Here is a 14,011-nt window from a genome sequence, read left to right as displayed (position 1 = left end):
CCCGGTGGGGGCCGTTCTCGACTTCGCCTTGGCGTAGGCACAAATCTTCAACGCCCCGGGCTGCGGCGGAGTCATGAGCATCGAATCCACCGAGCGCGATTCGCACACGGAAATCGACGGCAGTTCCAGCCCGAGCGAAATCCCGTCAATGTACGCCTGGACCGGCGAGCCTGAATCCCTCAGGTGGTCCGTGAGGCTCACGAGTCTTCCGATGAGACGGCCGGCCGATGAGAAATGCGGGAGCGCGGCCTCAATCGGCTGAGGCCAGGGGTCGTCGTCGATGGAGACATGCCACAACGCTAACGTGATCCCGGCAGCGCAACTGGTGGCCCGGTCCGATGCGCATCAGGTACCGCCGTCGCTGTCGAAATACGGGCGCCAGGCGCCCCTCTACCCAGACGCGCAGGGCTGCTTCTTGAAAACGTCGCTTCCCCGCCATTGGCTAGCTTCCAGGAACAAGTCGTAAACGTTCTGCCCGTGATGGGGGTGCGGGTGCACCACGTCCACACAAGAAGTCATTGAAGGTTCCTAGGCACGATGCGAGACAAGGCTTGTCGGCACGGCGCCGGTCGACCCAGAGGCACCCCGTTCACATCGAATCCTGCCTAACCTTGCCCGTTTGCAAAGTTGTGGAGCACCGTCCTGCCAGACTTTGCATGTACAACACTGATCTAGCGGACACCTGTGGGGGGACAAAAGTGAGTTTACTGGTTGATGATTTGGCTGAGGATTTCACAGTAACAATCCGCAATTGCAACAGCATCGCCGAAGCGGAGATCACCCTCCGGCGTTCGGCCTTGAATATCAAATACGGGGCTAATGGCGTAGGCAAGAGCACTATCGCGCGCTCCCTCATGTTGCGCTCTCAAGATACCGGAGCCCTAAATGAGCTTCTGCCATTTAAGTATCGGGGCGGAAATGGTGATGTCAAACCAAGCGTCGATGGAGCGGACAGCCTCGAAAGAATCATGGTTTTTGATGACGCCTATGTAACGCAATACGCGTTCCAGCGCGACGAGGTCCTCAAAAACAGCTTCGAAATTTTCATCAACACAGTCGAGTATCAAGAAGGTATCGAACAGATTGAGTCCCTTTTCGAAGCGCTGAAGGACGCATTCACGAACCAGGAGTCGTTCGATGAGGCTCTATCGGCATTCACCGATCTGCACGATGCGTTCGGGGTGACTAAGGCCGGCGCAATCTCGAAGACTAGCCGCGGCTTCAAGGCCATAGGGATCGGCGGAAAGCTCGAGAATATCCCGAAGCCCTTGCGCGGTTACACGGGGTTTCTGCAAAGCCCTGACCCTGCGGCGTGGATCACCTGGCAATCCAAGGGGAAAGCGTTTCTCGAATTATCGGAAAACTGCCCTTTTTGCTCAGTTTCGGAGGTCAACAAGGCAACGGCTGAGAACGTCTCTGCAGTGTTCGAATCCGCGGCGGTGAAGAATCTGAGTGCGCTCCGAGTACTGATCGACCGGCTCGGTGGGTACTTTGAGGAAAGCCATCGCCAACAGCTGGTTGATATCACCACCTCGATTGAGGAATTCTCGCCCGAACAGGGTCAGTTCCTCGTCAATCTCCGGGGTCAGATCGAGACCTTCCTCGGGAAGTTGACGTCACTCAGGGCACTCTCGTTTCGTACCCTTCGCGATGAAGAGAATGTCGACAAGGTTCTTAAAGACTTGAAGATCGACTTGTCATTACTCCGCGCACTCGCCTCAGAGGCGACCACGACCGTGGTGGTATTGATAAACGACAAACTCGATGAAGTCGCCGCGCGTATCAATGAAGTGCGTTCTCACATCGGCCGTCAGAAGTCGCGAGTCGCGCGTATCATCAAGGACAATCAGGACGACATCAATCAGTTCCTGCGCTCTGCGGGATACCGCTACTCCGTTCGCATCGAGCCCAACGCCGATTCCTACAGGATGATAGTTGAGCACCAGGACGCGCCCGGGCATCTGGAGACCGCATCCCGCCATTTGAGCTATGGCGAGAAGAATGCTTTTGCGCTCGTGTTGTTCATGCATCAGGTTCGCCAGGAACGACCTGATCTTGTTGTTCTGGACGACCCGGTGTCGAGCTTCGACAAGACAAAGAAATTCGCCATTCTGCATCAGCTTTTCCACGGCAAGCACAGCATTCGTGAGTTCACGACACTGCTCCTCACACACGACATCGAACCCGCGATTGATATCGTGCGTAATCCGACTTCGAGTCAATTCCGGATGGCGAGACCGTTGGTGCATTTTCTCCACAACAGCGACGGCGTTCTGATGGAAAAACGGATCGAGAAAGAGCACATTTCGACCTTCTCTCAGGTGTGCGAGGAGAACATCGCATCGGCAGCCGACGACATCGTGAAGTGCATCTATCTGCGGCGATGGTATGAAGCACACGGAGACCTGGGCGTGGAGTACGACGTACTTTCTAGCTTGCTGCACCTTCGGGACTTCCCCGATACCAAAACCCAGGACGACGACGTGCGCGTTCCAATAGAGCAGAAAGCGTTCGCGGCAGCCATGCGCAATATTCATCAGTACATCCCAGACCTCGACTACCACGACCTGGTCGAAGGATTACGCGACCCCCTTGTCCTGAAGGAAAAGTTTGACGCGACTGACGTGGGATATGAGAAAGTGCAACTCTTCCGCATCATGTCAAACCTTTATCCCGCAGGAATCCCTGGCGACGCGGCATTCAAAAAGTTTGTGAACGAGTCGTATCACATCGAAAACGAATACGTCATGCAGCTCAACCCCAGAGATTTTGACTCTGTCCCTGAGTACGTGGTGAGGGCCTGCGAGGCCCTCATCAATGAGGCCGCGAGTTTGAGGGACGGTCTTCAGGTGCTCGTGTGATGTTCGGGCACAAAGCACGTGCTGCCCGCATAAAGATCGGAAAGTTCGTGAACGCGATCTTCTACATGTCGTCATCCCGATGCGCCGCATAATGGCCGACCGCAGCGCAGATGGCCTCGAGGACCAGCCGGTCATTTCTAAGGAGCAAAGTTGATCCAGTTCACGAGTTTTATGCCTGTTCCGGAGCCAGCACGGACCAAGGTGAAGTTCAACATCCGAGCGGGGCTCGGAGGCGCCTCAGCCTGGGACCTCCTGATGGCCGATGATTCCGAAGATTGGCTGGACATGAGCCGCCACCGTGAGCGGCACCAGAACAACAACCTCGACCGCGCCGAGTATTTGCTCGCCTTCGCCCAGTACTACCCGTACGGGCCCCAATACTTCATCTTCGGCGGGTTCTTCAGGGTGCGCACATTAGTGCCGGAAATCATCGGCGGGCCGGGCTACGAGCTGGAATTGCTCGACCAGTACACGGAGTACATCAAGCGGCTCATTGTAAAGCTGGAAAGGCCGGTCGGCAGAGACCTGTACTTGCGGTGGTATGAGACGTTGCAGAACAGCAAACTCAATCCCGAGATTTACGAACTCGCACCGGACACAAAGCTCGGCACATTCCCCGGCTACCAGAACGTTAGGCTCAGGCACCACGAGCTCCAGCGCATCATCGCCAACGACGAGCCGAGCTGGAAGGATGCTTTGTCGAGCGTCAAAGGCGTCTATGTGATCACCGACCTCAGCGACGGCAGGTTATACGTTGGGTCAGCAGCGGGCGAAGCCAACGGTCTATGGCAGCGGTGGGCGGGCTATGCCCACCTGCAAAACCTGACCGGCGGCAATAAAGAGTTGGAGCAGATGCGAAGCGCCCTGGGCGATAGTCATATCATCGGAAACTTCCAGTACTCGATCCTGGAGATCTTCGATCCAAAGACGAAGGCGGAAACGATTCTGCAGCGCGAGTCCTTCTGGAAGCTCGCCCTCGACAGCCGTGGGCACGGGATGAACCGGAACTGACCCCAGCCCGATCCGGCTACCGCGCTTCCCGAGCGAGCTGCGAGATCCACTCTCCCCGGGAGATGCTGCGTAGCAGCCGAGGCGCCCGTGGCGTGCCCTTAGTGCGTAGGGGCGCGATCGCCGAGCGAGCAGGAATCAGCTCTTGTCTCATTTCCGATCGACAATTGCGTCTGCGCGAACCCGCGAACCCCCTCCAAAATGTCTCATGAGACGCAACGATGCAACATAAGACGTGGGACATCCCCCGTTTCGTCCCGCCACCCGGCCAGGAAACGCCGTCTCAGTGTGGTCATCTTGCTCCTCTTTTCCGTGGGATTTTCTGGGTGGGATGGTGGTCAGAAGCCCGATTGCAGGATGAACAGGCCGGGGAACACCGCGAACAGAATGGTCAGGGGAAGGATAAGGAAGACGAGCGGGACGAGCATGGCCACCTCTTTCTTTCCGGCCACCTCCAGCAGCTCCCGCTTGGCGGCGTCGCGCGAATCCTGTGCCTGGGCTCGCAGCACCTCGGCCAGGGGCGTCCCCCGATCGAGCGCTCCCGCAATCTGGTCGACGAGACGGGTCACCGCCGGAAGGTGGAGGCGCACGGACAGCGCCTGGAGCGCGGAATGCAGGGGCACGCCGACGCGCACATCGGCAACGACACCGGCGAATTCGCGTGACAGCTCTCCCGTGCTCGTGCGGGAGACCCGGCCGAGCGAATCGAGGATCCCCTCGCCCGCGGACAAGGACAGCGTGAGGAACTCCAGGATCGTCGGCAGTTCGCTCTGCATCCGCGCCAGGCGGGCCTTCGCCGCGCGAGTCAGGGCCCAATCCCGGGCCAGGGTTCCGCACAGCCCGGCCAGCACGGGCAGTGCCACCGACACCGCCATCGGCACGGAGCGAAAGGCCGGCAGCGCCACAACGAGGGCTGCGCCCAGCCCGAAGGCCAGGAGCGCCCAGACGACCTGCTCCGATCGGAACCGGTCCACGCTTCGGTCGCCCCCGGACTGCCTCAGGCGTCGCTCGATGCCGTCGCTCCCGCCGAGCATCGCCCCGATCACGCGTTTGAGAGCGCCGAACGCGGGGGCGATCAGGATGCCGATCACGGGAATCGGGTCGACCGGCCTCCTGCCGACGACGGTGCGGGCCTCGGCCGACACATCGAGGATGTACGGGGCGAGGCGCTGAACGAGCCGGGGCCGACTGAGGCGTGGGATCGTGCTCACGATCGACCAGAGCCCGATTCCGAGCGCACAGCCGCAGAACAGCCCCCACGCGAGCGCCGCGCTCACCGAAACCACCGCCTTTCCTCCGGGAGTCGACCCAGGGCCACCATCACCCGGTACGCCACGATCGACATCCCCAGTCCGCCGATGATCACGGCGACGCCGCCCGTGGTGTTGTATGCCGACGCGGCCTCCGGTCGTGAGCCCAGCAGCAGCAGGATCAGCCATGGCGCCGCGACACCCAGCCGCGCCGCATTCACCACCCAGGACTGACGCGCCTCGACCTCGGCCCGCACCGCCGCATCCTGCCGGAGCCATGCCGCGAGGCTGCGCAGCACGACCGTGAGGTCGCTGCCCCCGACCTCCCTGGCCATCCGCAGGGTCTCAAGGATGCGATCGGCCACCGGGTCGGCCAGGGACTCCTTCAATCGGTCGACGGCGTGCGCGAAATTGCCGGTGGACCGGTAGTCGGCGGCGAACTCGGCGAATGCCGCCCTCGTCGAGAGCGGGCCGGCCTCAGCCAGGCTGCTCACGCTGTCGGGGAGGGCCAGCCCGGACCGCACGGCGGACACGAGATGATCGACGACGTCAGGCCAGACCGTGCGATTGGCCAAGCGCCGTGCCCTGGCACGCCACGAGACGACCAGCAGCGGCAGAGCCAGACCGCCCAGCCCGGCGACGATCGACAGCGCCTCGATCCCGAGAAGCGCCTCGGCGAGCGCGAACCCGGCCAACCCCATGACCAGGGAGATCGCCGCGAAGGCGGGGAGGGGCAGGGCGCCGAGACCGGCCTGGACGAGGTTTGCCCGGAAGGCCCCACCTACCCGGCCCGGGCCGGACGTGCTCGCATTTCTCCCGGGCCAGAGGAATGGCGACGCCAGCAGGAGCAGACCCGCCCCGAGCAGGCTTCCCAGTGCGATGGTCATGCCGCACCCGCACGCAGCACGATGGCGGGGTCGAGCCCGGCGGCCATGAATTTGGTGAGCTTGCCGGGGTGGCCTCCGGTCGCCGTCAGCGCCCCACCCTGGATCAGGAAGATGGGGCTCGCCTCGATCAGCGGGCCGGAGAGCCGACCGCTGGGAGCCAGGATTTCGATCACCCGTCGGCGGCCGTGCCTGTCGATTTCGCAGTGCACCACGATGTCGATGCAACCGGCGACGGTCGGCAACACGAAGGCTGAGTCGATGTTTCGGCCGGCGAGCAGCGGGAGGGTGGACAGCTTGGCCAGCGCGTCTCGCGCACTGTTGGCGTGGATGGAGCACATGCCCGGCAGGCCGCTGTTCAGCGCGATCAGCAGGTCCAGGCTCTCCGCCTCGCGCACCTCACCGACGATGAGGCGGTCGGGCCGCATCCGCAGGGATTCCTTGATCAGCCGTCGCAGGGTGATCTCACCGGTGCCCTCGAGACTCGGCTGGCGGCACTGCATGGCGACGACGTCGCGGGCGGCGAGGTCCAGCTCGAAGGTCTCCTCGACCGTCACGATTCGTTCGTTGCGCCGCGTCGCCGTGAGCAGGGCGTTGAGCATTGTCGTCTTACCCGTCTGCGTCGCCCCGGAGACGAGAATGTTCTGCCCCGACAGCACGCACATCCGCAGGAACTCGGAGGCCTGCTGGGTGAGTGAACCCAGTCCGACCAGCTGGTTCAGATCCCGGATGCGCCGGGTGAACTTGCGAATGTTCACCGCCCAATGCCTGCGGGTGATGTCCGGGATGACCACGTGCAGCCGAGACCCGTCCGGCAGGGACGCATCGACGAACGGGGAGGAGAGGTCAACCCGGCGGCCGGACGCCTGCAGCATCCGTTCGACGAGGTCCCGCACCTCCCGCTCGGAGAGCACCATGTCGGTCAACTCGGGCACGCCGTCGCGGGCCACGAACACCCGGGTGGGCGCGTTGATCCAGATCTCTTCGATCTCCGGGTCATCGAGAAACGGCTGCAGGGCACCGAACCCGGTGAGGGATGCGACCACCTCCCTGGCGGCCTGGTGCTCGTCGGGAATGAGCGGCAACGCGGAACCGAGCGCCCGCTCGCTGTAGCGCTGCAGCTCGTCTCGCACATACCGCTCGGCCAGCAGCAGGTCGGTCGAGAGGTCGACCCCGTCGCGGCGCACCCGGGACCGAACCTGCTCGGTGATGATGCGCACGGCCTCGCTCATCCCTGAATGATGGTCCACCCGGGCGATGCGCCGGGAAACTTATCCACAGCGGGGCGAACGAATCCCGTTCGATTACGGAAAAAGCACCCTCGCCACGAGGGCGAGGGTGCTTTTTCCGCAACTCAACGGGCGGACCAGCTGGGCTCAGCGGGCGGACCAGCCGCCGTCCATCGTGTAGCCGGCGCCTGTGACCATGGCTGCATCGGTCGAGGCCAGCCAGGCCACCAGGGCCGCGACCTCGTGCGGCTCGACCAGGCGCTTGATGGCGCTCTCGGTCAGCATGATCCGCCCGAGAACCTCCGCTTCGGGGATGCCGTGCACGAGGGCCTGGTCCTTGATCTGCTTCTCGACCAGGGGCGTGCGCACATAGCCGGGGCTGACGCAGTTGCTCGTCACCCCGTGCTCCCCACCCTCGAGGGCGGTCACCTTGGAGAGACCCTCCAGGCCGTGCTTGGCCGCGACATACGCCGCCTTGAACGGCGAGGCACGGATGCCGTGCACCGACGTCACGTTGATGATGCGTCCGAAGCCGCGCTCGTACATCTGCGGCAATGCTGCCCGGATCAGCAGGAAGGGAACCTCGAGCATCAGGGTGACGATGCGGCGGAAGTCCTCCGGCGCGAAGTCCTGGATCGGGCTGATGGTCTGGATGCCCGCGTTGTTGACCAGGATATCCACGTCGGCGAGTCGCCGCCCCAGCTTGTCGTCCGACAATTCGGCCGGGTCGAGCAGGTTGACCACCCAGCTCGACCCGCCGACCTCCGCCGCCAGCGCCGCCGCCCCCGCCGCATCCATGTCGGCGACCACAACGTGGGCCCCGCGCGCCGCGAGGGCGCGAACGGTGGCCGCGCCGATCCCGCTCGCTCCCCCGGTGACGAGCGCCCGCCGTCCGTGGAGGGTGCCCTCCACGGTGTTCGCAATCGGCCGTGATGTCGGTGGTGTCATGGCATGGTCCTTTTCGGTGCGGGCTGGCGTGGTCGCGGAGGGTTGTCGGCTCAGGAGTCGACCTTCACCGGCTCCAGTCCGTGCTTGCGGGCGTCCTCGGCGTCGATCTCGCGCAGCGAGGATCCCCGGGTTTCCTTCAGCGTGAGCACGGCGACGACGGTGATCGCACAGGCGATCGCGAGGTAGATCGCGACCGGCACCCAGGAGCCGTACGCCTTGAGCAGTGCGACGGCAATGATCGGCGCCATCGAACCGGCCAGGATCGACGTCACCTGGTAGCCGAGGGACACACCGGAGTAGCGCATCCTGGTCGGGAACAACTCGGCCATGATCGCCGGCTGGCCCGCGTACATCAGGGCGTGGAAGCAGAGCCCCAGGGCGATCGCCAGGATGATCAGGAACGGGTTCTCCGTGTCGAACATCGGGAAGGCGAACAGTGCCCAGCTCGCTCCGAGCACGGCGCCGGCCAGGTAGACCGGCTTGCGTCCGAACCTGTCGGAGAGACGACCCACCTGTGGGATCACGAGGAAGTGCACGAGGTGCGCCAGGAGCAGCGCGAAGAGCAGCTGGCTGGTGTCGTAGGCGTGCACCGTGACGAGGTAGACGATCGAGAAGCTCACGATGATGTAGTACAGGATGTTCTCCGCGAAACGCAGGCCCATGGCGCTGAGGATGCCGCGCGGGTACTTGCGGATGACTTCCTTGACGCCGTAGTTGACCGCCTTCTGGGCCTCGACCTGGGCGCGAGCCTCGAGGAAGATCGGGGCTTCGCTGACATGGGTGCGGATGTAGTAGCCGACGACGACGATGATGGCGGAAAGCCAGAATGCGACGCGCCAGCCCCAGCTGAGGAAAGCCTCAGGGGTCAGGAGCGCGGAGCTGGCCAGCAGCACGAGGGTAGCGAGAAGGTTGCCGACCGGAACCGCGGCCTGAGGCCAGCTGGACCAGAAGCCGCGGGACTTGTTGGGGCTGTGTTCGGCCACGAGCAGCACGGCGCCGCCCCACTCGCCACCGACGGCGAAGCCCTGGATGAAGCGGAGGGCGATGAGGAGCGCGGGAGCCCAGTAGCCGATGCTGTCGAAGCCGGGCAGGCAACCCATCAGGAAGGTCGCGACGCCGACGAGGATGATTGTGAGCTGCAGCGTGTGCTTGCGGCCCAGCCTGTCGCCGATCTGGCCGAACACGATGCCACCCAGCGGGCGGGCGAGGAATCCGACCGCGTAGGTCAGGAAGGCGGCGAGGATGCCGTCCAGCTCGCTGCCGGCGTTCGGGAAGAAGACCTTGCCGAAGACGAGGCTCGCGGCGGTCGCGTAGAGGAAGAACTCGTACCATTCGACGACCGTGCCGACCATCGACGCCGCCACGATCTTGCGAAGGCCCGATTTCTCCTCTGGGCTGTCCTGACCCGGACTCCCCGCTCCTGGGTTTCCGGCTCCGACGCGTTGATTGACGCTCATAACTGACTCCTTCGGTGTCGTCACTGACACTTAGTGGTGGAAGGCCGCGGGTCGAGTGTCCCCCGATACGACTCCACTGAGTATTCCCGGGCACTGAGTGTGCATCAATGACCACTTCTACAGATGCCGTGTGCATACTTGCAGATATGACCCTCGCCCCGCCATCGTCCTCGGCACCAAACCCCGATGATCTCCTTGTGCTGCTCGCGGTCGCCCGTACCGGCCGCTTCACGGCCGCTGCCGACAGCCTCGGGCTCAACCACACGACGGTCGCGCGCCGGATCAGCGCCCTGGAGAAGGCCCTCGACGGTCGCGTGCTCTCCCGCACGGTCGGCGGCTGGGTTCTCACCGAACTCGGCATGCGGGCCTTCACCGCGGCCGAGAATGTCGAGTCGGCGGTAACGCTACTCAAAGGCACCGGCGGGCAACCCGGCCAGCTGTCCGGGGTCGTGCGGATGAGCGCGACCGACGGATTCAGTGCCTACATCGCCGCCCCGGCCGTCGCAGCCCTCCAGCGCACCCACCCGCAGCTGAGGGTCGAGGTCGTCACGGTGACCCGGCGCGCCCTGCAGCACCGCTCCGGCCTCGACATCGAGGTGGTCGTCGGCGAACCGCAGGTGCACCGGGCCGAGGCCGTGCGGCTCGGCCACTACCGACTCGGCATGTACGCGTCCCGCGCCTACCTCGCCGAGAAGGGAACCCCGACGACTGTGGCCGAACTCACGCGGCATCCGCTGGTCTATTTCGTCGATTCGATGCTGTTGGTCGACGATCTGGATGCCCCGCACCGGCTGGTCCCGTCAATGCAGGCCTCGCTCAGCTCGACCAACGTCTTCGTGCACGTGGAAGCCACTCGAGCGGGCGCCGGCATCGGATTCCTGCCGTGCTTCATGGGCGACCGCCACCCCGACCTGATTCGACTGCTCCCCGCCGAGTTCAACGAGCAGCTGCAGTATTGGATGGTGCTCCGAACCGAGTCCCTGCACCAGCCGGCGGTCGCCACGGTCGTCGATGCCCTGCGCCGCCAGGTCGACTCGTTCCGGGCAGCCCTCCACGGTCGCCCGCCTCTCCCCTGACTCTGGCCCGGCGCCCAGCTGCCCCGCCCGGGTGCCCCCGCGCACGAACTACACTGGAACCGCAGAAGCGGGAGTGGTGAAATTGGCAGACACGCAGGATTTAGGTTCCTGTGCTTTCGAGCGTGGGGGTTCAAGTCCCCTCTCCCGCACATGAACAATGCGTCAGCGCTGGACGGCCAGTTGAGCGACGTGCTCTCGAACACCGGCGCGCTGGTCTTCTACCTCATCGTCTGGGCCCTCGTCTTCGCGGGCACGGCCGTCTTCCTCGGCGTCTTCATCCCCTTCATCACGGGTGATTCCCTGCTTTTCGGCTCCGGCCTGGTCGCGGCGTCGACGACGAACCTGGACATCGTCGTGCTCGCGGTCGGCACCGGATTGGCCGCGTTCCTCGGCGACCAGGTCGGGTTTCTCCTCGGACGCCACTACGGCCGCTCCTACCTGGACCGCCGCGGCGGTCCCCGCACCAGAGCGGCAGTCGTCAGGACCGAGGGCTTCTACCGATCCTTCGGTTGGTGGTCGGTCGTGATTGCCCGGTTCATCCCCTGGGCGCGGGTATTCGTTCCGGTGATCGCGGGAGTCGGCCGGATGAACTACTACAAGTTTCTCAGCAGCAATCTCGTCGGCGCGGTCGCCTGGGGCGTCGGGCTCACCCTCACCGGATATTTCGCCGCCGCCATCCCCGGCGTCAAAAGCGCGGCGTATGTCATCGCGGGGGTCTTCATCGCCGCGTCCATCGTGTTCGGCCTGCGCACCTGGCTCGCCGAGCGCGCCGAACGCGCCTGAGACCTCTCTCACCGCCTCGCAGGGGTTTCTTCAGCAATTACGCGTTAGCCTGTAACACGACACCCACGATCACCGCCGCCCGGCCGTTGTGGCCCCCGACTGGAGACTTTCGTGATTCAGACCGCCTTGATTCATACCGCTTCGATTCACACAGCCCTGATCCCGTGGCTCGACCCGGAATACCTGATCGCGGGCTTCGGCGCGTGGGCGCTGCTCGGCATCTGTGCGATCATCTTCGCCGAGACCGGCCTCCTGGTCGGATTCCTCTTTCCCGGCGATACCCTGCTCGTCATCGCCGGAATCCTGACCTTCAGCGGTGCCATCACGATCGACATCTGGTGGGTGGCCCTCGCCATCGGCTTCGCGGCGTTCGCCGGCGGGGAATGCGGTTACCTGATCGGGCGCAAGTTCGGTCCGCGCGTGTTCGAGCGCAAGGAATCCGGACTGTTCAGCATCAAGAACGTGGAACGCACGAATGCGTTCTTCGAGCGGTTCGGCGGCTTCGCCGTGATCGTCGCCCGGTTCGTTCCGATCGTGCGGACCTTTGCCCCCGTGGCCGCGGGCGTCGGCAAGATGAACTACCGCCGGTATTCGTTCTACAACCTCGTCGGCGCGCTGCTCTGGGGCGTCGGAGTGACCTACGCCGGTTTCTTCCTCGGCTACATCCCGCCGGTTCGCGATTTCGTCAGCCAGTACATCGACCTGATCCTGCTCGGCGCGGTCCTGATCACTCTCATTCCCACCGTCTTCCACTACATCCAGGCCACCGTGAAGGCGCGTCGGGCGACGCGCGACGGAGTCGCTACCGCCACCGGGAGCCTGGTGCTCGACCCTGACGTCTTCCAGGATCACCGCGAGCACAAGCACGACGAGCACAAGCACGACGCCTGACGCATTCGGCTGGCCCGGACCGGATCCGGTTCAGAGGTGCGGGTTGTCCTCGTGGGCCGCGTGTTCGGCCGGTTCCAGTTGGAACGTCGAGTGATCGACGTCGAAATGGTCAGTCAGGCAGGCGGACAGCGCATCGAGCAGCGCTCCCGTGCCTCCCGACTCGAGCACGGCCGGCTCGACCACAACGTGGGCGCTGAAGACGTGTGCGCCGGACGTGATCGCCCAGACGTGAACGTCGTGTACGGCAACCACCCCGGATGTCTCAAGAATATGTCGCCTGATCTCCGCGACATCCGTGTCGACGGGGACTGATTCGCTGAGCACCCGCACGACGTCACGCAGCAGCAGGAAGGCCCGGGGCCCGATCATCGCGGCGATGACCAGTGACGCGATTGCGTCGGCCTGGGCGAAACCGGTGAGCAGGATGACCGCGGCCGCCGCGATGACGGCCACCGAGCCGAGGGCGTCACCGAGCACCTCGAGATAGGCGCCGCGCATGTTGATGGACCCCTTGGCCGCGGGGCGAAGGAGCAGCAACCCGGCGATGTTGCCGACGAGGCCGATCACCGCCACGACCAGCATCGGCATCGCCTGCACGTCGGCGGGCGCGTTCCCGGCGAGACGGGTCACCGCGCCGACCAGGACCGAGATCGCCACGGTCACGAGGATCAGCCCGTTGATCAGTGCGCCGAAGACCTCGGCCCGTTGGTAGCCGAACGTCTGCCGGTCGGTGGCCGGCCTGGCGGCAACGACCGTCGCGGTCAGGGCGATGACCAGGCCGGCGAGGTCGGAGAACATGTGGCCGGCATCCGCCAGCAGCGCGAGCGATCCGGTGAGGATGGCGCCGATGACCTCGACGACGAGCACGACAGCGACGATGGCGATTGCCACGGTGAGGCGCACACGGTTCGTCTGTGAGGTGTGCGCGTGATCGTGGCCCATGCGTCCACGCTAGAGCGCGCGCCGGAGGATAGCCAGTTGGGGCGCCAGTTGGGAATGAGTGCCATTCTCAGCACGGGCGCCGTCAGGGGTCAGCCGCCGAGAAGTTCCCGGATAACCGGCACGAGCCCGTCGAACGCCCGCGCCCGGTGGCTTTGCTCATTCTTCACGTTCGGCGTCAGCTCGGCCGCCGAGATCGCGTAGCCATCGGGCAGGAAAATCGGGTCGTAGCCGAAGCCATGCTCGCCCGACTCCCCAGTGAGGATGTGCCCAGGCCATTCCCCGGTGACGTGCCGTTCGGTGCCGTCGGGAAGCACGAGCGCGGCGACGCAGGCGAAGTGAGCCCCGCGGTGGTCGTCCGGCACATCGGCGAGCTGCCAGAGCAGCAACCTCAGGTTCGCCTCCGCGTCCCTGGCCGGGCCCGCCCAGCGTGCCGAGAAGATGCCCGGCGAGCCGCCGAGCACGTCGACACAGATTCCGGAATCGTCCGCGATGGCCGGCAGGCCGGTATGCGCCGCGGCAGCCCTGGCCTTGATCAGGGCGTTCTCGACGAAGCTGGTGCCGTCTTCGACCGGCTCCGGACCGTCATAGGCCAGCACCTCGATGCCCGGCAGGCGCGGGGACAGGATGCGACGCAGCTCCTCCACCTTGTGCGGGTTGTGGGTTGCGAGTACGACCTGCACGC

12 protein-coding genes and 1 tRNA gene are annotated in these 14,011 nt (G+C 64.4%); 6 read left to right on the top strand and 7 right to left on the bottom strand.

The genetic code is table 11. The features are described 5' to 3' along the window. The first annotated feature begins 656 nt into the window (after positions 1 to 656). Together QMG61_RS05080 and QMG61_RS05075 are read left to right on the top strand one after the other, a co-directional pair. The gene (locus tag QMG61_RS05080; RefSeq protein WP_283493250.1) at positions 657 to 2,861 is read left to right on the top strand and encodes an AAA family ATPase; all 2,205 of its coding nucleotides are present in this window, start codon (positions 657 to 659) and stop codon (positions 2,859 to 2,861) included. Positions 2,862 to 3,011: 150 nt separating this feature from the next. Beyond that, positions 3,012 to 3,872 (top strand): GIY-YIG nuclease family protein, encoded by an 861-nt coding sequence (locus QMG61_RS05075; protein WP_283493249.1) that lies wholly within the window; start codon positions 3,012 to 3,014, stop codon positions 3,870 to 3,872. A gap of 335 nt (positions 3,873 to 4,207) precedes the next feature. Here the strand turns inward: QMG61_RS05075 and QMG61_RS05070 are convergent, their stop codons facing one another. From QMG61_RS05070 to QMG61_RS05050, 5 genes are all read right to left on the bottom strand, one after another. After that, a complete protein-coding gene (locus QMG61_RS05070; protein ID WP_283493248.1) occupies positions 4,208 to 5,146 on the bottom strand; it encodes a type II secretion system F family protein in 939 nt (312 codons plus the stop codon). After that, positions 5,143 to 6,006, bottom strand: a complete 864-nt coding sequence (locus tag QMG61_RS05065; protein WP_283493247.1) for a type II secretion system F family protein — start codon at positions 6,004 to 6,006, stop codon at positions 5,143 to 5,145. Before QMG61_RS05065 ends, QMG61_RS05070 begins: the two co-directional genes overlap by 4 nt. Then, positions 6,003 to 7,235 (bottom strand): TadA family conjugal transfer-associated ATPase, encoded by a 1,233-nt coding sequence (locus tag QMG61_RS05060; RefSeq protein ID WP_283493246.1) that lies wholly within the window; start codon positions 7,233 to 7,235, stop codon positions 6,003 to 6,005. The genes QMG61_RS05065 and QMG61_RS05060 overlap by 4 nt, the downstream gene beginning before the upstream one ends. A 144-nt stretch (positions 7,236 to 7,379) precedes the next feature. Next, positions 7,380 to 8,180 (bottom strand): 3-hydroxybutyrate dehydrogenase, encoded by an 801-nt coding sequence (locus tag QMG61_RS05055; RefSeq protein ID WP_283493245.1) that lies wholly within the window; start codon positions 8,178 to 8,180, stop codon positions 7,380 to 7,382. Between the two features lie 50 nt (positions 8,181 to 8,230). Then, positions 8,231 to 9,637 (bottom strand): MFS transporter, encoded by a 1,407-nt coding sequence (locus QMG61_RS05050; RefSeq protein WP_283493244.1) that lies wholly within the window; start codon positions 9,635 to 9,637, stop codon positions 8,231 to 8,233. Positions 9,638 to 9,744: 107 nt separating this feature from the next. Between QMG61_RS05050 and QMG61_RS05045 the strand changes: the two genes are divergently transcribed. The 4 genes from QMG61_RS05045 to QMG61_RS05030 all read left to right on the top strand — a co-directional run bounded on the left by QMG61_RS05045 (position 9,745) and on the right by QMG61_RS05030 (position 12,387). Next, on the top strand, positions 9,745 to 10,713 hold the full coding sequence (locus QMG61_RS05045) for a LysR family transcriptional regulator (protein WP_502847011.1): 969 nt from the start codon (positions 9,745 to 9,747) through the stop codon (positions 10,711 to 10,713). 67 nt (positions 10,714 to 10,780) lie between these two features. Then, a tRNA-Leu gene (locus QMG61_RS05040) sits at positions 10,781 to 10,862 on the top strand. A 1-nt stretch (position 10,863) separates the two neighbouring features. Continuing rightward, positions 10,864 to 11,496 (top strand): DedA family protein, encoded by a 633-nt coding sequence (locus QMG61_RS05035; protein ID WP_283493243.1) that lies wholly within the window; start codon positions 10,864 to 10,866, stop codon positions 11,494 to 11,496. Positions 11,497 to 11,640: 144 nt separating this feature from the next. Beyond that, positions 11,641 to 12,387 (top strand): DedA family protein, encoded by a 747-nt coding sequence (locus QMG61_RS05030; RefSeq protein WP_283493351.1) that lies wholly within the window; start codon positions 11,641 to 11,643, stop codon positions 12,385 to 12,387. Positions 12,388 to 12,417: 30 nt separating this feature from the next. Here the strand turns inward: QMG61_RS05030 and QMG61_RS05025 are convergent, their stop codons facing one another. Then, a complete protein-coding gene (locus QMG61_RS05025; RefSeq protein ID WP_283493242.1) occupies positions 12,418 to 13,329 on the bottom strand; it encodes a cation diffusion facilitator family transporter in 912 nt (303 codons plus the stop codon). Between the two features lie 89 nt (positions 13,330 to 13,418). Further along, positions 13,419 to 14,009, bottom strand: a complete 591-nt coding sequence (gene rdgB / locus QMG61_RS05020) for an RdgB/HAM1 family non-canonical purine NTP pyrophosphatase (RefSeq protein ID WP_283493241.1) — start codon at positions 14,007 to 14,009, stop codon at positions 13,419 to 13,421. Positions 14,010 to 14,011 lie beyond the last annotated feature (2 nt).

Source organism: Cryobacterium sp. PH31-AA6, from assembly GCF_030063195.1.
Taxonomy (GTDB): Bacteria; Actinomycetota; Actinomycetes; order Actinomycetales; family Microbacteriaceae; genus Cryobacterium.
This window is presented reverse-complemented; position numbering and strand designations above follow the sequence as displayed.

Excerpts from the sequence above, each read along its gene's own strand:
- QMG61_RS05035 (WP_283493243.1), top strand. The coding sequence starts at position 10,864 with ATGAACAATGCGTCAGCGCTGGACGGCCAGTTGAGCGACGTGCTCTCG.
- QMG61_RS05060 (WP_283493246.1), bottom strand. The coding sequence starts at position 7,235 with ATGAGCGAGGCCGTGCGCATCATCACCGAGCAGGTTCGGTCCCGGGTG.
- QMG61_RS05080 (WP_283493250.1), top strand. The coding sequence starts at position 657 with ATGTACAACACTGATCTAGCGGACACCTGTGGGGGGACAAAAGTGAGT.
- QMG61_RS05050 (WP_283493244.1), bottom strand. The coding sequence starts at position 9,637 with ATGAGCGTCAATCAACGCGTCGGAGCCGGAAACCCAGGAGCGGGGAGT.
- QMG61_RS05045 (WP_502847011.1), top strand. The coding sequence starts at position 9,745 with ATGACCACTTCTACAGATGCCGTGTGCATACTTGCAGATATGACCCTC.
- QMG61_RS05025 (WP_283493242.1), bottom strand. The coding sequence starts at position 13,329 with ATGGGCCACGATCACGCGCACACCTCACAGACGAACCGTGTGCGCCTC.
- QMG61_RS05065 (WP_283493247.1), bottom strand. The coding sequence starts at position 6,006 with ATGACCATCGCACTGGGAAGCCTGCTCGGGGCGGGTCTGCTCCTGCTG.
- QMG61_RS05055 (WP_283493245.1), bottom strand. The coding sequence starts at position 8,180 with ATGACACCACCGACATCACGGCCGATTGCGAACACCGTGGAGGGCACC.